16 protein-coding genes are annotated in these 20,667 nt (G+C 66.2%); 7 read left to right on the forward strand and 9 right to left on the reverse strand.

Features of this window, described 5'->3' with window-relative positions:
- From CR157_RS10645 to CR157_RS10670, 6 genes are read left to right on the forward strand one after another with little or no spacing between them, the layout of a single operon-like run.
- A complete protein-coding gene (locus CR157_RS10645; RefSeq protein WP_110283527.1) occupies positions 1 to 2,799 on the forward strand; it encodes a monovalent cation/H+ antiporter subunit A in 2,799 nt (932 codons plus the stop codon).
- Positions 2,799 to 3,140 (forward strand): Na+/H+ antiporter subunit C, encoded by a 342-nt coding sequence (locus tag CR157_RS10650; RefSeq protein WP_110283528.1) that lies wholly within the window; start codon positions 2,799 to 2,801, stop codon positions 3,138 to 3,140. The genes CR157_RS10645 and CR157_RS10650 overlap by 1 nt, the downstream gene beginning before the upstream one ends.
- Entirely contained in the window at positions 3,137 to 4,657 is a 1,521-nt protein-coding gene (locus tag CR157_RS10655; protein ID WP_110283529.1) for a monovalent cation/H+ antiporter subunit D, read from the forward strand. The genes CR157_RS10650 and CR157_RS10655 overlap by 4 nt, the downstream gene beginning before the upstream one ends.
- Before the next feature lies 1 nt (position 4,658).
- Positions 4,659 to 5,162: a Na+/H+ antiporter subunit E gene (locus tag CR157_RS10660; protein ID WP_110283530.1), complete on the forward strand. Its 504-nt coding sequence runs from the start codon at positions 4,659 to 4,661 to the stop codon at positions 5,160 to 5,162.
- Complete coding sequence (locus tag CR157_RS10665; RefSeq protein ID WP_110283531.1) at positions 5,159 to 5,428, forward strand: K+/H+ antiporter subunit F; 270 nt, start codon at positions 5,159 to 5,161, stop codon at positions 5,426 to 5,428. The genes CR157_RS10660 and CR157_RS10665 overlap by 4 nt, the downstream gene beginning before the upstream one ends.
- Before the next feature lie 16 nt (positions 5,429 to 5,444).
- The gene (locus CR157_RS10670) at positions 5,445 to 5,876 is read left to right on the forward strand and encodes a Na+/H+ antiporter subunit G (protein ID WP_181422033.1); all 432 of its coding nucleotides are present in this window, start codon (positions 5,445 to 5,447) and stop codon (positions 5,874 to 5,876) included.
- Positions 5,877 to 6,074: 198 nt separating this feature from the next.
- On the opposite strand, the gene CR157_RS10675 is transcribed toward CR157_RS10670, so the two are convergent.
- The 3 genes from CR157_RS10675 to CR157_RS10685 all read right to left on the reverse strand — a co-directional run bounded on the left by CR157_RS10675 (position 6,075) and on the right by CR157_RS10685 (position 10,743).
- Positions 6,075 to 7,574, reverse strand: coding sequence for a CoA-acylating methylmalonate-semialdehyde dehydrogenase (locus tag CR157_RS10675; protein ID WP_110283532.1), 1,500 nt, complete (start codon positions 7,572 to 7,574; stop codon positions 6,075 to 6,077).
- A gap of 192 nt (positions 7,575 to 7,766) precedes the next feature.
- Positions 7,767 to 9,257 carry a CoA-acylating methylmalonate-semialdehyde dehydrogenase gene (locus CR157_RS10680; protein WP_110283533.1) on the reverse strand — a complete coding sequence of 497 codons (1,491 nt, stop codon included), beginning with the start codon at positions 9,255 to 9,257 and terminating at the stop codon, positions 7,767 to 7,769.
- A gap of 142 nt (positions 9,258 to 9,399) precedes the next feature.
- Complete coding sequence (locus CR157_RS10685) at positions 9,400 to 10,743, reverse strand: aspartate aminotransferase family protein (RefSeq protein ID WP_110283534.1); 1,344 nt, start codon at positions 10,741 to 10,743, stop codon at positions 9,400 to 9,402.
- 173 nt (positions 10,744 to 10,916) lie between these two features.
- On the opposite strand from CR157_RS10685, the gene CR157_RS10690 reads away from it, so the two are divergent.
- Positions 10,917 to 11,837 carry a LysR family transcriptional regulator gene (locus tag CR157_RS10690; RefSeq protein WP_110283535.1) on the forward strand — a complete coding sequence of 307 codons (921 nt, stop codon included), beginning with the start codon at positions 10,917 to 10,919 and terminating at the stop codon, positions 11,835 to 11,837.
- 52 nt (positions 11,838 to 11,889) lie between these two features.
- On the opposite strand, the gene CR157_RS10695 is transcribed toward CR157_RS10690, so the two are convergent.
- The 6 genes from CR157_RS10695 to metK all read right to left on the reverse strand — a co-directional run bounded on the left by CR157_RS10695 (position 11,890) and on the right by metK (position 20,651).
- Positions 11,890 to 14,172: a heavy metal translocating P-type ATPase gene (locus CR157_RS10695; protein ID WP_110283536.1), complete on the reverse strand. Its 2,283-nt coding sequence runs from the start codon at positions 14,170 to 14,172 to the stop codon at positions 11,890 to 11,892.
- Between the two features lie 75 nt (positions 14,173 to 14,247).
- Positions 14,248 to 14,847, reverse strand: coding sequence for a Spy/CpxP family protein refolding chaperone (locus CR157_RS10700; RefSeq protein WP_110283537.1), 600 nt, complete (start codon positions 14,845 to 14,847; stop codon positions 14,248 to 14,250).
- A gap of 397 nt (positions 14,848 to 15,244) precedes the next feature.
- Positions 15,245 to 16,804 carry a bifunctional aminoglycoside phosphotransferase/ATP-binding protein gene (locus CR157_RS10705; protein WP_110283538.1) on the reverse strand — a complete coding sequence of 520 codons (1,560 nt, stop codon included), beginning with the start codon at positions 16,802 to 16,804 and terminating at the stop codon, positions 15,245 to 15,247.
- Between the two features lie 152 nt (positions 16,805 to 16,956).
- Entirely contained in the window at positions 16,957 to 17,907 is a 951-nt protein-coding gene (locus CR157_RS10710; protein WP_110284005.1) for a methylenetetrahydrofolate reductase, read from the reverse strand.
- A 129-nt stretch (positions 17,908 to 18,036) separates the two neighbouring features.
- Entirely contained in the window at positions 18,037 to 19,446 is a 1,410-nt protein-coding gene (gene ahcY, locus CR157_RS10715; RefSeq protein WP_110283539.1) for an adenosylhomocysteinase, read from the reverse strand.
- On the reverse strand, positions 19,443 to 20,651 hold the full coding sequence (gene metK, locus CR157_RS10720) for a methionine adenosyltransferase (protein WP_110283540.1): 1,209 nt from the start codon (positions 20,649 to 20,651) through the stop codon (positions 19,443 to 19,445). Before metK ends, ahcY begins: the two co-directional genes overlap by 4 nt.
- Positions 20,652 to 20,667 lie beyond the last annotated feature (16 nt).

Here is a 20,667-nt window from a genome sequence, read left to right on the forward strand (position 1 = left end):
ATGACGCTGCTGCTGATCGTCACGCTGCCCCTGCTCGGTGCCCTGCTGACCAGTGCGACGGCCCGCGCCCGGGACCTGCGGTTCTCGGCCCTCGTCGCGGCGCTGGCCCCCGTGACGGTGCTGGCCCTGGTGCTGTCCCAGTTGCCCGCGATCCTGGCCGGCGAGGTCATCGCTGCCGAGTGGCGCTGGATCGAGGCCATCGGCCTCACGATCGCCTTCCGCATGGATGGGCTGGCCATGCTGTTCGCCCTGCTGATCGTCGGCATGGGCCTGCTGGTGATGCTGTATGCGCGCTATTACTTTGCCGGCAAGCACGGGGGAGCCCATTTCTATGTCCTGACGCTGGTGTTCATGGCGTCCATGCTGGGCATCGTCACCTCGGGCAACCTGCTGTTCATGCTGGTGTTCTGGGAAATGACGAGCCTGGTTTCGTTCCTGCTGATCGGCTTTCATTCGGATCAGCGCCCGGCGCGCCGTGGTGCCCGCCTGACCCTGGTGATCACCAGCGGCGGGGGGCTGGCGCTGATGGCCGGTGTCATCCTGATCGGCCAGGTGGTGGGCAGTTTTCAGCTGAGCGATGTGCTGGCGGCCGGCGATACCCTGCGCGATCACCGCCAGTATCCGTTGATCCTGTCCCTGGTGTTGCTGGGGGCCATGACCAAGTCTGCCCAGTTTCCCTTTCACCTGTGGCTGCCGCATGCCATGACCGCGCCCACGCCGGTGTCTGTCTATCTGCATTCGGCGACCATGGTCAAGGCGGGGATCTTTCTCCTGGCCCGGCTGCATCCGGTGCTGGCGGAAACGCCTCTCTGGCTGTACAGCGTCTCCACCGTGGGCATGGCGACCCTGCTCACCGGCGCCTTCGTGGCGATGTTCAAGCACGACACCAAGGGGCTGCTGGCCTACTCCACGGTCAGCCATCTGGGGTTGATCACCCTGCTGCTGGGCATGGGCACCAGGATGGGGTTGATCGTGGGCCTGTTCCACCTGCTGAACCACGCCCTGTTCAAGGCACCGCTGTTCATGATGGCGGGCATCGTCGAGCAATCGACCGGCACGCGGGACATGCGTCGCATCAACGGCATGTGGCACTTCATGCCCTATCTCGGCGTGCTCACCGGCGTGGCCGCCGCCTCCATGGCCGGGCTGCCGCTGCTGAACGGCTTTTTGAGCAAGAAGATGTTCCTTGCCGAGACCCTGGTCTCGCCGTTCTCCGGCGTGCTGGCCTGGCTCACCCCCTCCCTGGCGGCCTTGGGGGGGCTAGCGACCGTCGCCTATTCGGCGCGCATCTTCCATAACGTCTTCTTCAACGGGGCACCGCGGGACCTGCCCATCTGGCCCCCGAAAGCGCCAGGAGTGGGCATCCTGATACCCGTGACGCTGCTGTCCGCCGCCTGCATCCTGGTCGGCATCGTGCCGCAATACGTGGTGCATACGCTGCTGAAGATTGCCGCCGAGGCGGCGCTGGGTGATGACTTGCCCCAGTACAATCTCGGCCTGCTGCACCACTTCAACCTGCCGTTCCTGATGAGTGCCCTGGCGCTGACGGGCGGCCTCGCCATGTACCTGGCAAGACGGCAGCTTTTCGCCATCTATGACCGGCTGCCCGAGGTCGATGCCAAGGAAAATTTCGAGTGGTTGATGCTGCAGGCGGGGACCTTCGCCGAACGGCTGGTGCACCGGCTGGAGAACGGCTCGGTGCAGCGCTATATCGCGCTCGTGCTGCTCAGCGCCCTGATCACGATGGGCTCGGCCCTCGCCAGCATGACGGAGTGGCGCGGTCCCGAGGCACTGACTCCCCTCGATCCCATGACCATATTCGGTACCGTGCTGCTGATGGCCTCCGCCCTGGGGGTGGCCATCGGCCACCGCAACCGTTTCCTCGCCCTGTTGCTCACCGGGTCCGCCGGACTCTTCGTCACCCTCACCTTTGCCCGTTTCTCGGCGCCGGACCTGGCCCTGACGCAGCTGTCCGTGGAGGTGATGGCGGTGATCATCATGATGCTGGCCCTGTCCTTCCTGCCGCAGACGACGCCGCCGGAGTCCTCCGTCCCGCGGCGCGTGCGCGATCTCGCGCTCGCCGGAGTGAGTGGCCTGGGCATGGCCACCCTGGCCTACGCGGTCATGACCCGCCCGACGCAGAGCATCTCCGGGTTCTTCCTGGCCCGTAGCGTCCCGGAGGGCGGCGGCACCAATGTGGTCAATGTGATCCTGGTGGACTTCCGCGGCTTCGATACCCTCGGCGAAATCACGGTACTGGGGATTGCCGCCGTGGCCGTCTTCGCGCTCACCCGCAACCTGCAACTCAAGGAACGGGTGCCACAGGAGCAGGGGCAGTACTGGGCGTCCGAGCCCCATCCCATGATTCTCAGGATGATCGCCCGCCCCATCCTGCCGGTCACGATCATGGTGTCGGCCTACATCTTCCTGCGGGGGCACAACATGCCCGGAGGCGGGTTCATCGCGGGACTGATCACGGCCGTTGCCCTGTCGCTGCAATACATGGCGGGCAGCCTGGCCTGGGCCCATTCGTGCATGCTGACTCCCTTCCGTCCCCTGGTCGGTGGCGGCATCCTGCTGGCCGCACTCACCGGCCTGGGCAGCCTGGCAGCCGGCGCGCCTTTCCTGACCAGTTGGTTCGGGCACTATCGACTGCCGGTGCTGGGCGACTTCGAGCTTGCCACCGCGCTGCTGTTCGACCTTGGCGTCTTCATCACGGTGGTGGGGGCGACCCTGCTGATCCTGGCCAACATGGGCAAGCTCATGACCCTGCAAGGGCCGGGGAAGGAGATCGGCTGATGGAAGTATTGTTTGCCGCCGCCCTGGGGGTGCTGACGTTCTGCGGTGTCTACCTGCTCCTGCGCGCCCGCACCTTTCCGGTGGTGTTGGGCCTGACCCTGCTGTCCCATGCCGTGAACCTGTTTCTCTTCGGCATGGGCCGCCTGGCCCTGGAGGCGCCCCCCGTCATCGGCGCAAGCAGCCATCAGGCCGACCCGCTCCCCCAGGCCCTGGTGCTGACCGCCATCGTGATCGGCTTTGCCATGACCGCCTTCGTGGTCGTGCTGGCCCTGCGTGCCGCGGTGGAACTGCGCAGCGACCATGTGGATGGGGTGGATCCGGACGAGGACTGGCGCCCATGAACCACCTGCTCATCCTGCCGGTGCTGATCCCGCTGTTGGCCGGCGCCTTCCTGGTGATCGCCTTCGCCGTCCCGCTGGCGCTTCAGCGCCTGATCAGCCTGCTCAGCACGGCGCTGCTCGTGCTGATCGCGTGGCTGCTGTTCGAGCAGGTCATGGCGGGGAATCATGTGCTGTATACGCTGGGGAACTGGTCGCCGCCGTTCGGGATTCTCCTGGTGGCAGACCGCCTCAGTGTCCTGATGTTGCTGATCACCGCCGTGCTGGCGGCGTTCTGCGTCCTGTACGCGGGTCGCGGGGACGACACCCGAGGTGCCCACTTCCACGCGCTGCTGCAGTTCCAGCTGGCGGGCATCAACGGTGCCTTCCTCACCGGCGACCTGTTCAACCTGTTCGTCTGCTTCGAGATCCTGCTGATCGCGTCCTACGCCCTGCTGTTGCATGGCGGCGGCATCGCGCGCTGCCGGGCCAGCCTGCATTACGTGATCCTGAACCTGGTCGGGTCGGCGATGTTCATCATCGGGGTCGGCATCCTCTATGGAGTGACCGGTACCCTGAACATGGCGGACCTGGCGGTACGCGTGGCCAATGCCCCCGCCGAAGACCTGCCGTTGCTGACCGCGGCCTCGCTGCTGTTGCTGGTGGTGTTCGGCATCAAGGCGGCCCTCTTGCCCCTGCTGTTCTGGCTGCCTCGGGCCTACACCGCCGCCAGCGCCCCCGTCGCGGCGCTGTTCGCCATCATGACCAAGGTCGGCATCTACGCCATGCTGCGTGTCTTCAGCCTGATCTTCGGCCTGGAAACGGGCCTGGTCGGCACCATCGCCTGGCAGTGGCTATGGCCCCTGGCGCTTGCCACCCTGGCGCTCGGTGGCATCGGGGTACTCGGGGCGATCAACCTGCGCAACCTGACCGCCTACATGGTCATCGTCTCCGTCGGGACCCTGCTGGCAACCCTGGCGCTGGGCAGTCGGGACGCCCTCGCCGCCGGGCTCTTCTACCTGATTCACTCCACCCTCATGACGGCGGCCTTCTTCCTGCTGGCCGACCTGATCGCCCGGCAACGCGGGGCAGCCGCCGACCATATGGTGATTGCGGCGGCCATGCCGCATAAGCGTACCCTGGGGATCGTGTATTTCGTCGGCGCCATCGCGCTTGCCGGCTTGCCGCCTTTCAGCGGCTTTGTCAGCAAGGTCTGGATCCTGCAGGTGGCCGGCGGTACGGACCGTCAGGCCTGGTTATGGGCGTTGCTGCTGATTGCCGCCTTCATGATCCTGATCGCCCTGAGCCGGGCCGGCAGCAAGTTCTTCTGGCGGCAGTCCGGTGAGCCCCCACTGCGATTGCGGGTGGACCCGGCAAGGCTTGGCGTCGTGATCACGATGTTGCTGGGCAGTGTGATGCTGTCCGTGGCCGCCACTCCCGTCATGTCGCTCATGCTGGATACCGCCGACGCCGTCCTGTCGCCCGGTGCCTACGTGGAGGCGGTAGAGGCGGCGGCTCGACAGACAGGGGGGGAACGCTGAGATGGGAGTCCTTCGGCAATTGCGTTACTGGTGGCCCCGGCCACAGTTTTCCCTGTTTCTGCTGGTGCTGTGGCTCTTGCTGATGAACACCCTGAGCCTGGCCCAGCTGCTGACCGGTGCCTTCCTGGGCTGGTTGATCCCCTTCCTGACCCAGCCGTTCTGGCCGGAGCGCCCCCTCCTGCACCAGGCGTGGCGGCTGGTGCCGTACTTCGCCCACCTGCTGTGGGACATCCTCAAGTCGAACGTCACGGTGGCCTGGCTGATTCTGCTGCCTCCGAGGCGACTCCGGCCCGCGTTCATCCGCTACCCCGTCATCCTGACGGATGAGTTCGCCCTCGCCATGCTGGCCAGCACCATTTCCCTGACCCCGGGCACGGTCTCGGCCGGACTCAGTCCGGACCAGAAGACCCTGCTGATCCATGCCTTGCACGTGGTGGACGAAGAGGCCCTGATCCGCCATATCCACACCCGTTACGAGCAACCCTTGAAGGAGATTCTGGAATGATCGCCGCCATCCTGCCGTTGGCCCTGCTGCTGTTCAGCGTCAGCCTGTTGCTGAATCTCTATCGACTGCTGCGCGGGCCAGACCTGACCGATCGCATCCTGGGACTGGATACGCTCAACATCAATGCCATCGCCGTGATCGTGCTGGCGGGCATCTACATGGACACCACCATCATCTTCGAGGCGGCCATGCTCATCGCCCTCATGGGCTTCGTGGGAACCGTGGCCATGACCAAGTACCTGGTGCGTGGTGACGTCATCGAATGACCGCTAGGAGGGGCCCATGAACATCCCGCTCTGGCTTGACGCGTTGATCGCGGCGCTGTTGTTGATCGGTGCCGTTGTGGCCACCCTGGGCTCGGTGGGGCTGGCCCGCATGCCGGATTTCTACATGCGCCTGCACGGTCCGACCAAGGCGAGCACCCTGGGGGTGGGCTGCACGATGCTGGGCTCACTGCTGTATTTCAGTGCCGCCGGCAAGGGCATCAGCGTGCAGGAGGTGTTGATCACGGTCTTCCTCTTCGTCACGGCACCGGTGAGCGCCCATGTGATGGCCCGTGCGGCACTGCATCGTCGGGTGGCGTGCAGTGCCCATACCCGTCATCCCCCCTGGCCCGAGATGGACCATCCCCCGGAGACACCATCGCCTGCGACCCGAGGGGATGCCCGCCATGCCCCCCCGTCGACCCCGGGGGAGGTCTCCGACACTCCTTGACCCAGCGCAAGGGTGCAAGCGGTCCCACTCACGCTCCCCATCCCCGGATAAGAAGCGGAGTTCACCAAAGGCTTGAATGAAAAAGAATATTAACCCGGCGATTTCGTCGGGTTAATATCTATCGAAACTAGTATGGAGTCGACACGACGTGGGTCGTTTATCCTACAGGCGTTGATGCTTGCAAGATCCGCACTGAGGTTACTCCATGGTCGGCATGACGAAGTCCGCTCCGGCACGGATGCCGGTCGGCCAGCGAGACGTAATGGTCTTGAGCTTGGTATAGAAACGTACGCCTTCGGGGCCGTGCATGTGATGGTCGCCGAAGAGCGAGGCTTTCCAGCCCCCGAAGGAGTGGAACGCCATCGGTACTGGAATCGGCACATTGATGCCGACCATACCGACCTGAATCTGGTGGGCAAACTCACGGGCCGCATCGCCGTCGCGGGTAAAGATCGCAGTGCCGTTACCGAACTCATGCTCGTTGACCCAGCGTGCGGCGGTTTCGTAGGAATCCGCTCGTGCCACGGCGAGTACCGGCCCAAAAATCTCTTCCTTGTAGATCTTCATATCGGTCGTGACATGATCGAACAGGCTGCCGCCGATGAAGTAGCCGTTTTCCTGCCCCGCTGCCTTGAGTTCCCGGCCGTCGACGATCAGCTTGGCGCCTTCTTCTACCCCAGAGGCAATATAGCCGCGCACCCGCTCGAGGTGCTCGCGCGTCACCAGCGGGCCCATGTCCGAGGTAGTGTCGGTACCCGGTCCAACCTTGAGCTTCCGTACCTTGGCTTCGAGCTTGGCGACCAGGGCATCGGCGGTTGCCTCGCCAACGGGAACCGCGACGGAAATCGCCATGCAGCGCTCGCCGGCCGAACCGTAGGCCGCCCCCATGAGCGCATCGACGGCCTGGTCGAGATCGGCGTCCGGCATGATGATCATGTGGTTTTTGGCGCCCCCCAGTGCCTGGCAACGCTTGCCGGCGCGTGCTGCGGTTTCGTAAATGTAGCGGGCGATCGGTGTCGAGCCGACGAAGCTGACGGCCGCGATGTCCGGATCGGTCAGCAGGGCGTCGACCGATTCCTTGTCGCCCTGAACGACATTGAAAACGCCATCGGGCAGGCCCGCTTCCTTGAGCCACTCGGCGATCAGAAGGGAGGCCGAGGGGTCTCGCTCCGAAGGTTTCAGGATGAAGCAGTTGCCGCAGGCCAGGGCAACCGGGAACATCCACATCGGCACCATTACGGGGAAGTTGAAAGGGGTGATGCCGGCGACGATGCCCAGAGGCTGCCGCAACGCATGGCTGTCGACTCGGGTGCCGACGTTCTCGGTGACCTCGCCCTTGAGCAGTTGCGGCGCACCCACGGCGAACTCGACGACTTCCATGCCGCGCTGAATTTCGCCTTTGGCATCGGAGAGTACCTTGCCGTGCTCGGCGGTGATCACGGACGCCAGTTCGTCCATGCGTTCTTCCAGAATGCCCAGGAAGCGGTTGAGGATGCGGGCGCGCCGTAGCGGGGGGGTGGCGGACCAAGCGGGAAAGGCCTGCTTGGCAACCGCGACGACTTCACGTACTTCCTCGGTGGTGGCCAGTAGCACGGTGCCGGTCTGTTCACCGGTTGCGGGATTGAACACCTGGCTGGTACGCGTGCCTCGGCTCGTCTTCTCTTCACTGTTCACGAAGTGGTTGATTGTGCGTGGCATATCAGTACCTCGATCAAAGTGATTGTCAAGGTGGATCGCCCTAGTGAAGTATAGACGCGATAGATGTGTGAAACCGAATGAGCTTGCGATCGAGGCCGCTTCTACTCTTACCATCCACGACAAAAAAGCCGAATCAGGTCTCCTGATTCGGCTTTGATCGTGAGATCACCTCATCTCAAGCTACCAGTGACCTCATGAGGGGAAGGAGAACTGCGCACCCTCGCGCACCCCGGCCGACGGCCAGCGCTGGGTGACGGTCTTGCGCTTGGTGTAGAAGCGCACGGCATCCGGGCCGTAGGCGGCCAGGTCACCGAACAGCGAGCGCTTCCAGCCGCCGAAGCTGTGGTAGGAGACCGGCACCGGCAGCGGCACGTTGATACCGACCATGCCGGCCTGGATGCGGTCGCTGAAGTAGCGGGCCGCCTCGCCGTCGCGGGTGTAGATGCAGGTGCCGTTGCCATACTCGTGATCGTCGATCAGCTGCATGGCTTCCTCCATGGAACCAGCACGCACCACCAGCAGCACCGGGCCGAAGATCTCTTCCTGGTAGCAGGTCATCTCCGGAGTCACCCGGTCGATCAGCGTGCCGCCGACATAGAAGCCGTTTTCAAAGCCCGGCACCTGGACGCCGCGGCCGTCGACGACGATCTCGGCGCCCTGCGCCTCGGCGCTGTCGATGTAGCCGCAGACCTTCTCCTGGTGGGCCTTGGTGATCACCGGACCGAAGTCGTTGCCGGCGTCATGGAAGGGGCCGACCTTGAGGGTCTGCATCTGCTCCTGCATCTTGGCGATCAGCGCGTCGGCGGCCTCGTCGCCCACGGCCACCGCCACGGACAGCGCCATGCAGCGCTCGCCGGAGGAGCCGAAGGCGGCCCCGGTCAGGGAGTTGACCACGTTGTCCATGTCGGCGTCGGGCATCACGATGGCGTGGTTCTTGGCGCCGCCCAGGGCTTGGCAGCGCTTGCCGTTGGCGCTGGCGCGGGAATAGATGGTCTCGGCGATCGGCGTGGAGCCGACGAAGCTGACCGCCTGCACGCGGGGATCGTCGAGCAGAGTATCGACGGCTTCCTTGTCGCCGTTGACCACGTTCAGCACGCCGGCGGGCAGGCCCGCCTCCAGGGCCAGCTCGGCGATGAAGAGCGTCGAGGTCGGGTCGCGCTCGGAGGGCTTGAGCACGAAGGTGTTGCCGGTGGCGATGGCCATCGGGTACATCCACAGCGGGACCATGGCCGGGAAGTTGAACGGCGTGATGCCGGCGACCACGCCCAGCGGCTGGAACTCGCTCCAGGAATCGATGCCCGGGCCGACGTTCTTGCTGTGCTCGCCCTTGAGCAGCTCCGGCACGCCGCAGGCGTATTCCACGTTCTCGATGCCGCGCTGCAGCTCGCCCTTGGCATCGTGGACGATCTTGCCGTGCTCCTGGCCGATCAGCCGGCAGATCTCGTCGGCATGCTCTTCCAGCAACTGCTTGAAGCGGAACATGACCCGGGCGCGCTTGGCGGGGGGAGTGTCGCGCCAGGCCGGAAAGGCAGCCTGGGCGGCGGCGATGGCGTCCTCGACGGTGGCCTGGCTGGCCAGGGCGACCTGGCCCCCCACTTCGCCGGTGGAGGGGTTGAAGATGTCCTGGGTCCGTGCGGCGTCTTCGACACGAGCGCCGTTGATCAGATGGCCAAGCGTGGTCATGGTGATACCTCTCCAAGTCGTCGTTGTGAGTAAAGTCGTGAGCTCGGTTTGCTGTTGGCTCGGTATATTCCGCTGAGGGCTCTCTTCAGCTCGGGAAGGCTCTCTGCAGGTCGCTGAGGGCTCTCTCCAGCCCGCTGATGGCTCAGTCCAGTTCGCCGATGGCGTCGCCAAGGACGTTGACGAGGCGATCGATCTCGTCGCGCTCGACGGTGAAGGGCAGGCCGAGCTGGATGGTGTCGCCGCCATAGCGCACGTAGAAGCCCTTGTCCCAGCACTTCATGGCGATCTGGTAGGGGCGCAGGGCCGACTCGCCCGGGAAAGGCTCGATCTGCAGCGCCCCGGCGAGGCCGTAGTTGCGAATATCGCTGATGTAGCGCGCGCCCTTGAGGCTGTGCAGCGTCTCTTCGAAGATCGGCGCCATAGTCTTGACCCGCTCGATCAGGCGGTCCTGCTCGAGCACCTCCAGCGTGGCCAGGGCCGCGACACAGGCCACCGGGTGGCCCGAGTAGGTGTAGCCGTGGGGTAGCTCGAGCATGTAGTCGGGCCCGCCCTGTTCCATGAAGGTCTGGTAGATCTCGTTCTGGACGATGACCGCGCCCATGGGCACCGCGCCGTTGGTCAGCTGCTTGGCGACGTTCATGATGTCCGGCACCACGCCGAACTCCTCGGCGCCGGTCATGGAGCCCATGCGGCCGAAACCGGTGATGACCTCGTCGAAGATCAGCAGGATGTCGTGCTGGTCGCAGATCTCGCGCAGGCGCTTGAGGTAGCCCTTGGGCGGCGGGATCACCCCGGCGGAACCGGCCAGGGGCTCGACGATGACCGCGGCGATATTGGAGGCATCGTGCAGGGCGATCAGTTCCAGCAGCTCGTCGGCGCGCTCGGCGCCTTTCTCGGGCATGCCCTTGGTGAAGGCGTTTTCCGGCAGCAGGGTATGAGGCAGGTGGTCCGCATCGACCCCCTGGCCGAAGATGGTGCGGTTGGCCCCGATGCCGCCCAGGCTGAAGCCGCCGAAGTTGACGCCGTGATACCCCTTGGAGCGGCCGATCAGCTTGGTCTTGGTGGCCTTGCCCTTCTTGCGCCAGTAGGCACGGGCGATCTTCAGCGAGGTGTCGGCACTCTCGGAGCCGGAGCCGGTGAAGAACACGTAGTCGAGGCCCGGAGGCGTCAGCTCACGGAGGCGGTGGGCCAGCTCGAAGGCCTTGGGGTGGCCGAACTGGAAGGCCGGCGAGTAGTCCAGCTCGGCGAGCTGGCGGGACACCGCCTCGGTGATTTCCGGGCGGCAGTGGCCGGCGCCGCAGGTCCAGAGGCCGGAGAGGCCGTCGAAGACCTGGCGCCCCTGGGCATCGGTCAGGTAGCTGCCCCGGGCGCCGGTGATGATCCGCGGATCACGCTTGAACTGGCGGTTACCGGTGTAGGGCATCCAGTAGGCATCCAGTTGCTCGGGGCTCAGACCAGCGGTCTGTGGGAAATGTTGATCTGACATGGCCGCACCCTCTGTTGATATCGCCGTTGTCGGAGGTTCTGTAGGGCATGCTAGACCCGGCTACCGATAAGTTAAATCTAGATATATTTAATCTCATGAAAGTCATTGATTAACTTTCTGCCTTGGCGTGGGTATCCTCGATACTGCATGTCGTCGAGAGGAGGGAGGTGCCGATGCCACCCCGAAGGGAGGCCTTGACGGGCCAGCCGAGCGATGCCGATCTTCGGCTGTTGAGGATCTATCGCAAGGTCGTGGAATGCGGTGGCTTCTCGGCTGCCGAGGTGGAACTCAATATCAGCCGTGCCGCCATCAGCATGGCGATGAACGATCTGGAGACACGACTCGGCCTGCGGCTCTGCCAGCGGGGGCGTAGCGGCTTTTCCCTCACCGACGAAGGCGCCGAGGTCTACGAGGCCGTGCTGCAGCTGCTGGCGGCGGTGGAAGGTTTCCGCACCCGGGTCAACGGCCTCCACGCTTGGCTCAAGGGGGAGCTCAATATCGGCATCACCGACAACCTGGTGACCATGCCCGAGATGCATATCACCGATGCGCTCAGCGCGCTCAAGAAACGCGGCCCGGATGTGCGCATCAACATCCGTATGATCCCCCCCAGCGACATCGAGCTGGCCGTCCTGGATGGCCGCCTGCACACGGGAGTGATCCCGGCGTTCAAGACCCTGCCCGGACTGCAGTATCTCTCGCTTTACGAGGAGGCCTCGCAGCTGTATTGCGCCTCCGATCATCCCCTGTTCGACGCCGAGGGAGTGACGGAAGAACAGCTGGCGAACTGTGATGCCGTGTTACCCGCCTACGCCCAGGCCCCGGAGATCAAGGCGTCGCATGGGCCCCTCAGGGCGGCCGCTTCCGCTACCGACCGCGAGGGCATCGCCTTCCTGATTCTCTCCGGCCGCTATATCGGTTACCTGCCGACCCACTACGCCGACAGGTGGGTACGCGATGGCCGGATGCGCGCCCTGAATCCTGACAGGTGGCACTATCTCACCCATTACAGCGCCATCACCCGCAAGGGGGCGCCACCCAACCTGGTGCTGGAAAGCTATCTTGAGGAGCTGGATCGCCTGGTCAAGGAGTGACAGCGGCCGACCGTCACGTACCCCGCCCGGCAGTGCGGTGAAGGATGTCGACTCATGAGCCGTCTCCCTTGGGCTGCTCACGGGCATAGCGCTGCTTGAGCAGCAATGAATTGCCGATCACCGACAGTGAGCTGGTGGTCATGGCGATAACACCGATCATCGGGTGCAGCAGGCCGGCGGCGGCGATGGGAATGGCGGCCACGTTGTAGCCGCTGGCCCAGATCAGGTTCTGGACGATCTTGCCGAAGGTGGCGCGGGAGAGGTGCATGGCGTCGACCACTCCGGTGAGCTCGCCGCGCACCAGGGTCACGTCGGCGGCCTCGATGGCCACGTCGGCGCCGGCGCCGATGGCGATGCCCACGTTGGCCTGCTTGAGTGCCGCCGCGTCGTTGATGCCGTCGCCGACCATGGCCACATGGTTGCCGTGCTTCTCCTGCAGCTTGCGGATGGCGTCGACCTTGCCCTCGGGCAGCACCCCGGCCTGGACCTCGTCGATCCCCACCTCGTCGGCCACCGCCCGGGCGGCGCGCTCGTTGTCGCCGGTGATCATCACCACATGCAGGCCCAGGGCATGCATGCCGCGGATGGCCTCCATCGACTCCTCCTTGAGGGTGTCGGCCACGGCGACGATACCGCACGCCCGGCCCTCGGCGGCGACGATCACCACGGTGCGCCCCTTGCCCTCGAGCGCCTGCATGTCGTCGCCCAGGGCGTCGAGGCCGGTCACCCCTTCCTCTTCCAGCAGGCGGCGGTTGCCGATCAATACCTGCTCGCCGTCCACCTTGCCGGACACGCCGCGCGCGCCGGTGGAACGGAACTCGCTCACTTCGCCGGGGGCGATGCCGCGTTCCCGGGCGCCGTCGACGATGGCGCGGGCGATGGGGTGCTCGGAGGCGTTCTCGACACTCGCCGCCAGGGTCAGCAGGCGGGTCTCGTCGTCCCCTTCGACGGGGATGGCGTCGGTCAGCTTCGGCTCGCCGCGGGTGATGGTGCCGGTCTTGTCGAGCACCATCACCTTGACGTCCTTGAAGGTCTGGATCGCCTCGCCGGAACGGATCAGGATGCCGCGCTCGGCGCCGATGCCGGAGCCGACCATCAGGGCCGTGGGGGTGGCCAGGCCCAGGGCGCAGGGGCAGGCGATGACCAGCACGGCGATGGCAGCGAGTATCGCCAGCACCGGCGTGGTGGCCCCCGGATTCACCCAGGGCAGGAAGGTGGCGCCCCAGTCGAGGATCGGGCGCAGGGCCTCCGGAAACAGCGCCCAGACGATCAGGCTGGCCAGGGCGATGAGCAGCACCGCCGGCACGAAGCGCCCGGTCATGCGGTCGGCGAACTCCTGGATCGGCACCCGCGAGCCCTGGGCCTGGTCGATCAGGCGCACCACCTGGGCGAGGAAGGTATCGCCGCCGACCCGGGTGGCCTTCACCCGCAGCCGCCCCTCCTTGTTGATGGTGGCGCCGATCACGCCGTCGCCGGTGCCCTTGTAGACCGGTATCGACTCGCCGGTGGCGATGGACTCGTCGAGGTGGCTCTCGCCCTCGACCACCTCGCCGTCGGTGGGCACCTTGTCGCCGGGGCGCACGATCATGATGTCGCCGGGGGCGAGCTCCTTCACCGGGACCTCGACCTCCTCGCCGTCGCGCTCCACCCGCGCCGTCTTGGCGCCCAGGGTCAGCAGGCGGCGGATCGCCTGGGAGGCACGCCCCTTGGCCAGCGCCTCCAGATAACGCCCCAGCAGGTGGAAGGTCATGATGGTGGCGGCCATCTCGATGAACGAGGTCATCGGGTAGACGAAACCGATCAGGCCAATCAGGTAGGGGGGCAGGCTGCCCATGGAGATCAGCACGTCCATGTTGAAGGTGCCGTTCCTCAGCGAGCGCCAGCTCGAGCGGTGGGTGGCGATGCCGCCGTAGAGGAACACCACCGGGAAGGCCAGCACGGCGATGATCGCGAGATACCCCGGGATCGGCTGCCAGAACATGTGCGGCATCATCAGCAGCATGATCAGGGCGGTGGGCACCGCGGCGATGATCAGCCGCTTGCGGGCCTGGCCGAGGTAGGCTTCCTCGATCCCGGCCTCGTCGGCGCTCTCCTCCTCGCGTTCGTCGTGGACCGCCGCCACGTCATAGCCGGCGCCCTCCACGGCGACCTTGAGTGCCTCGCCATCGGGACCGTTTTCGCTGGTGGCTACCCTGACACGGTGATTGGCGATATTGGTCTGGATCTCGCCGACGCCCTCCAGGCGCTCGAGCGTCTTGCGCACGATACCGGCACAGTGGTCGCTGCCCATGCCGGGGACCGTCAGGGTTATCGTTCTCAGGGTCATGTCGGCCATTGCACTCCTCCTGATGGAAGGGCCGAGCGGGCGACCGCCACGCGATCGCCCGGTTCAGGGGGGAGAGAACGGCGATCAGTGATGGGAGTCGTTGTCGTCAGGGTTCCCTGCAGGAGGCGCAGCCTCCTGCAGCTGCTGGCGCTGTTCATCGGTGAGCAGGTCGTGCATGGCGTTACGCATCCGGACCATCTCGGCCATCATCTCGCCGTGTAGTTCGGCCACGCGCGCGTGCTGTTCCTGCACGGCCACCGGGTCGGGGCGCGAGTCGCGCATCACGGCCATCAGGTCCTCGCGCAGGTTCATCATCTGTCCCATGCGCTCGAACTGGGCGGGGCGGTGTTCTCGCATCAGCTCGCGCATTTCGTCGCGCTGCTCGGGGGTAAGCAGCGACATCATGCCCATGCCTTCGGCCATCATCGGGCAGGGCATCATGCCCCCGCCCATCATTCCGCCCATCATGCCGGGGCCCATGCCACCCTGGCCGCCGCCCATCATTCCGCCCATCATGCCGGGGCCCATGCCGCCCTGGCCGCCGCCCATCATTCCGCCCATCATGCCGGGGCCCATGCCGCCCTGGCCGCCGCCCGGCATGCCCTGGGCGATGGCGAAACCGGCGCCACCGGCACCGAGTGCCAGGGCCAGGCCGAGAGCGAGGGTGCGCTTGCGAGTGTTCATGGTGTTTCTCCTTGCGGGCACGCTGGCCCGTCATGCGGTTGTCGCGGGATGCCGTGAAGTAAGTGAGGCAGGTCGTGCGGCCATGGTCCGTCAGGCGCCGTCGCGCTCGAGTCGGGCGGTGAATCACTCAGGATCGGAATCGTCGGGTCGACAGGTAGACGGGCGCGGGGGCGGGCTCGGGGCGAGCCCTCGGCAGGCCGCTGACGGCAGCCACACGCGGAGCCTTGACCGGGCCGGCTTCGGGCAGGGTGGAGGGTCGTCACGCCGGGCTCCTGTGGTGTGACATGCCACCTCAGCATAGTCGAGGCGCCCACCGTCGCCATTGACCTGTATCAAGCGAAAGGCCGGGAATGAACCTGTGTGAAGGGCATGGGTTACTGTTTTGGGTGATTTTTGGTCAGAGTGCGCACTGTTCGCGGATCCGGCTCGCCAGGTCGTCCACGGCAGCCTCGTCCGTCGTGTCCACCTCCAGGCTGTAGGCGCGCTCCGCTTCGCTGATGGATTGTGCCCAGGCTTGCTGGCGCTCCATGATGGATTCATCCGCCTCGGAAGGGTCCGTGCCTTGGGCCGCCCTGGCCCGCAGCCAGTGCCGGCGTTGGCGTTCGGGGGCCGTGCAGGCCAGCAGCCGATGGGGGATGTTGCGGGAGGCGGCCACCTCGATCAGCTGGTCCCGCTCCGCCCGCTGCAGGGCCGCGGAATCGACGATCACGGAATAGCCGGCCGCCAGGGCGTCGGCGGCGAGTGCCGCGAGGCGCTCGTAGGTCGCACGCGAGGCCCGGGGGGTATAGATATCGAGTTCGGGCCGGGCGTGGCTGTTGGCGAGCGGCGCCAGGCCAAACAGGCGCTTGCGTTCCACATCGGAGCGCAGCCAGACCAGGTTCAAGGACTCGGCCAGCCGCTGACTCAACCAGCTCTTCCCGCTGCCGGATACTCCGGTGGTCACCAGCAGGCAGCGGTGACGCGGCGTCGCATAGCGCTCCGCCAGGTCGATATAGGAGTGGTAGTGGTCGAGCAGCGCCTGCTTGTCCGCCTCGCTCAGGTCGGGGTTGCCCCGGCTCAGCAGTGCGATCTTGGCCCGTACGGTGGCGCGGTAGGCCTTGTAGAAGCCGAGCAGCGGCAGGCAGTCGAAGTCGCCGCTGAGCTGCAGGTGGCGGTTCAGGACCCGGTTGGCCAGCTGCGGCGAGCCGCGATGCTCCAGGTCCATGAGCAGAAACGCCAGGTCGTTGCAGGTGTCGATCCAGCGCAGTCCATCACTGAACTCGATACAGTCGAACACCGTGACCCGGTCCCGGTACAGGGTAATGTTGCTCAGGTGCAGGTCACCGTGACATTCGCGCACATGGCCGTCGCGATGGCGCCGTGCCAGGTGCGGCGCCAGCCGCTCGAAGGTCTCCTGGTTCCAGGCGGCCAACCGGCCCAGCTGATCGCGTTGCGTTGCCGTCTCCAGCAGGGGGCGGATCTGCTGGAAGTTCTCCTCGGCATCCGCACGCACCCGCGCCGGCGTCCCCAACTCGTCGTGGGTGGCGGGCAGTCGCGCATGGAAGTCGGCGATCTGGTCGGCCAGTTCATCCAGGTGCGATGCCTGCAGGCGCCCCGCGTCATGCAGTGCATCGAGCATCTGCGCGGTGTCGAACTGGTGCATGCGGATGGCGTACTCGAAGGCGTCACCCTTGCCGCCCAGCCGTGGGGCGGCCGGTGTGCCGGTAATGGGCACGACATCCAGGTACAGCTCCGGGGCCAGGCGGCTGTTCAGGCGCACCTCCTCTTCACAGAAATGCCGGCGCCGCTCCAGGGTGGAAAAGTCGAGAAAGCCGAAGTCCACCGGCTTCTTGATCTTGTAGGCGAACTCGCCGGTCAGCAGGACCCAGGAGATATGGGTCTCGTGCAGGGTGAAGTCGCTGACCGGGTGGTCGTAGCAGTGGGGGGCTTGCAGTGCCTGAATCAGCTCGCGACTCATGGTGACACTCTCCTTCCTTTGTCTTGTCTCGTCGGCTCGTCGGGCTCGGCCTTACGCTGGGGCTTTCTCTTCGGGCTTTTTCTTCGGGATTTGGCTTCTCACTCGAGCGTAACGGCGGTGCGCGAGGTGTGCGAGTGCCGCCTGCCGTGCCGTCAGGGCAGGGAGGGGCTCGCCGCGCCCCGACGGTGAACGCGGCCGTCGCGCAGTGCCTGGGCGAGCCTGATCGTGGTCGCTGCCGGGATGGCACCGATCGGTGCGAGGTTGATACCCAGCGGAGAGGCAGTCCCGGTGGCGGCCGCGTGATGGGCGAGGCGCGCCCAGGTGTCGTGGATGTGCCACAACGAGCGCTCGGTCACCGACTCGGGGCCGCGGGTGAGCCACGTCTCCAGCTCGTCGGAGAGGCTCACCCCCAGCCAGTGCAGGAAGTGGATGCTGCGCGCGGAGCGCACGGGCGCGAGCGAGATGAGGAGGCCGGGGGGGCGTCGGCCGTGCCTGGGCTCGCCGAGCACGTCGAGCAGCGCGGTGAGCTCCTCGGCGTGGAAGATCACCTGGGTGGTGAAGAAGTCCGCACCGGCGGCGACCTTGTGTTGCATTCGTTCGGCCTCCCCGCGGCGCGTGGGGATGCAGATGTTGCCGATGCGCATCCGCGGCGCGTCGAGCCGCTCACGCAGCAGGCGGTTGGCCTCGGGGACCGACGGGCCCGGATAGGTGCGGTCGCTGCGCTCGCCGCCGACCAGCACGAAGCGACGGACACCGTAGCGCTCCCAGGTTTCCCGGAACCATTCGAGCTGGCGCTCCGCCTCGAGGTGGACCACCACCCGGTTGATGATGCAGGGGAGGTCGAGGCGTTCCTGGATGTACCGGGCGAGCAGGCGGGGTTCCACGCGGGGCGCGAAGGGCCGGCGCCGCTCGCCCTTGTGGCTCCGGGAGCGCTCTTCGTGGATCTCCGGGATATTGACGGCGTCCAGGCCGAGCACGCGGTGCAGGCCGGCGATCCGCTCCAGCGTCGCCTCGATGCCGCTTTCCCCCTGGCCGAGTTCCGGTGGCACGGCCTCCAGGACAAGTTCGGTGGGTGGCGCCAGGCGGTTTACCAAGCTATCCATCAGCATCCCCTCCTCTCGGGTGAGTGGATGTCCACTTCCTGCGCGCTTCGGAGACCGGGAAGCGGGCCTCTCGATCTGCAGTCCACTGCCGGATCCGCTAGCCCCTGTCAGCAGATGGCCGGCGGCGCCTCAGTAACGGTAGTACTCGGGCTTGAACGGCCCCGCCACCGGCACGTCGATATAGCGTGCCTGCTCCTCGCGCAGGACGCTGAGGTGGGCGCCGATCTTCTCCAGGTGCAGCCGGGCGACCTCCTCATCGAGGTGCTTGGGCAGCACGTGGACCGCCTGGCCGTACTCGCCCCGGTTGCGGTGCAGGGCCAACTGGGCGAGCACCTGATTGGTGAAGCTCGCCGACATCACGAAGCTCGGGTGCCCGGTGGCGCAGCCCAGGTTCACCAGCCGGCCCTCGGCGAGCAGGATCACCTTCTTGCCGTCCGGGAAGGTGATGTGGTCGACCTGGGGTTTGATGGTGTCCCACTCGTAGCGACGCAGGCTGGCCACGTCGATCTCATTGTCGAAGTGGCCGATGTTGCACACGATGGCCTGGTGCTTCATGGCCGTCAGGTGCTCATGGGTGATCACGTGGTAGTTGCCGGTGGCGGTGACGAAGATGTCTGCCAGGGGGGCGGCCTCTTCCATGGTCACCACCCGGTAGCCCTCCATGGCCGCCTGCAGGGCGCAGATCGGATCGACCTCGGTGACCCAGACGGTGGCGCCGAGGGACCTGAGGCTCTGGGCACAGCCCTTGCCCACGTCGCCGTAGCCGGCCACCACGGCGATCTTGCCGGCGATCATCACGTCGGTGGCGCGCTTGATGCCGTCCACCAGCGATTCGCGGCAGCCGTAGAGGTTGTCGAACTTGGACTTGGTCACCGAGTCGTTGACGTTGATGGCCGGGAAGGGCAGGGTGCCCGCCTTCTCCATGGCGTAGAGGCGCTTGACGCCGGTAGTGGTCTCCTCGCTGACGCCGCGCAGGGCCTGCTGCACCCGGGCGTAGAAGCCGGGCCGGTGGGTCAGGCGCCAGCGGATGGCGTCGAACAGCGCGCGCTCCTCGTCGCTGCTCGGATTGTCGAGCAGCGAGGGATCCTGCTCGGCCTTGGCGCCCAGGGTGACGGCGAGCGTGGCGTCGCCGCCGTCGTCGAGGATCAGGGTGGGCTCGCCGCCGGGCCACTCCAGGATGCGGTGGGTGTACTCCCAGTACTCCTCCAGGGTCTCGCCCTTGTAGGCGAACACCGGCACGCCGCGCTCGGCGATCGCGGCGGCGGCGTGATCCTGGGTCGAGTAGATGTTGCAGGAGGCCCAGCGCACCTCGGCGCCGAGTTCGAGCAGGGTCTCGATCAGCACGGCGGTCTGGATGGTCATGTGCAGCGAGCCGGCGATGCGCGCGCCCGCCAGTGGCTGCTCGGCACCGTACTTCTCGCGCAGCGCCATCAGGCCGGGCATCTCGGTCTCGGCGATGGCGATCTCCTTGCGGCCCCAGGGAGCCAGGGCGGGGTCGGCGATAACGGCTTCCTCGCGCTTTTCAGCGACCAGGTTCATGGCGTCACTCCGTGTCGGAATTGAGTGTCGTTGTGGTGGTGGATAGGGGAAGCGGCCGCCTCGCGCAGGGCCTCGGCCTTGTCCGTGCGCTCCCAGGTGAAGGTCTCCTCCTCGCGGCCGAAATGGCCGTACACCGCGGAGGGTCGGTAGATGGGGCGCACCAGGTCGAGCATCTTCAGGATCCCGAACGGCCGCAGGTCGAACAGCTCCCGCGCCAGCTCCACCAGCCGCGTCTCGGAGACCTTGCCGGTGCCGAAGGTCTCGATGTGGATGGAGGTGGGCTGGGCCACGCCGATGGCGTAGGAGACCTGGATCTCGCACTTGTCCGCCAGCCCCGCGGCGACGATGTTCTTGGCCACGTAGCGGCAGGCATAGGCCGCGGAGCGGTCCACCTTGGAGGGATCCTTGCCCGAGAAGGCGCCGCCGCCGTGGCGAGCCATGCCGCCGTAGGTATCGACGATGATCTTGCGCCCGGTGAGGCCGCAGTCGCCCACCGGCCCGCCGATGACGAACTTGCCCGTGGGGTTGATGAGATAGCGCGTGCGCTCGTTGAGCCAGGCCGCGGGCAGCACCGGCTTGATGATCTCCTCCATGACCGCTTCCCTGAGGTCGTCCTGGGTGATGCTCTCGGCGTGCTGGGTGGAGAGGACCACGGTGTCCACCGCCACCGGTGCCCCGTCCTCGTAGACCAGGGTGATCTGGCTCTTGGCGTCGGGGCGCAGCCACGGCAGTACCCCGCGGCGACGCACCTCGCTCTGGCGGCGCATCAGGCGGTGCGCATAGGTGATGGAGGCGGGCATCAGCACGTCGGTCTCGTTGCAGGCGTAGCCGAACATCATGCCCTGGTCGCCGGCGCCCTGGGCCTCCTCGGTGTCCCGGTCTACGCCGCCGGCGATGTCCGGGCTCTGCTTGCCGATGGCGTTGAGCACGGCGCAGGTGGCGCCGTCGAAGCCCACTTGGGCGCTGTCGTAGCCGATGCCGGAGACGGTCTGGCGAGTGAGCGCCTCGAGGTCGACCCAGGCGGAGGTGGTGATCTCGCCGGCGATGATCACCATGCCGGTCTTGACCAGCGTCTCGCAGGCCACCCGGGCCCGCGGGTCCTGCTCGATGATCGCATCCAGGACGGCATCGGAGATCTGGTCGGCGACCTTGTCCGGATGCCCCTCGGAAACCGACTCTGAGGTGAACAGATACTGTCTGGTCATGGTGCCCTCTCTTGTT

Origin of the sequence: Halomonas sp. LBP4 (genome assembly GCF_003202205.1) — a bacterium.
GTDB lineage: Bacteria > Pseudomonadota > Gammaproteobacteria > Pseudomonadales > Halomonadaceae > Halomonas > Halomonas flagellata.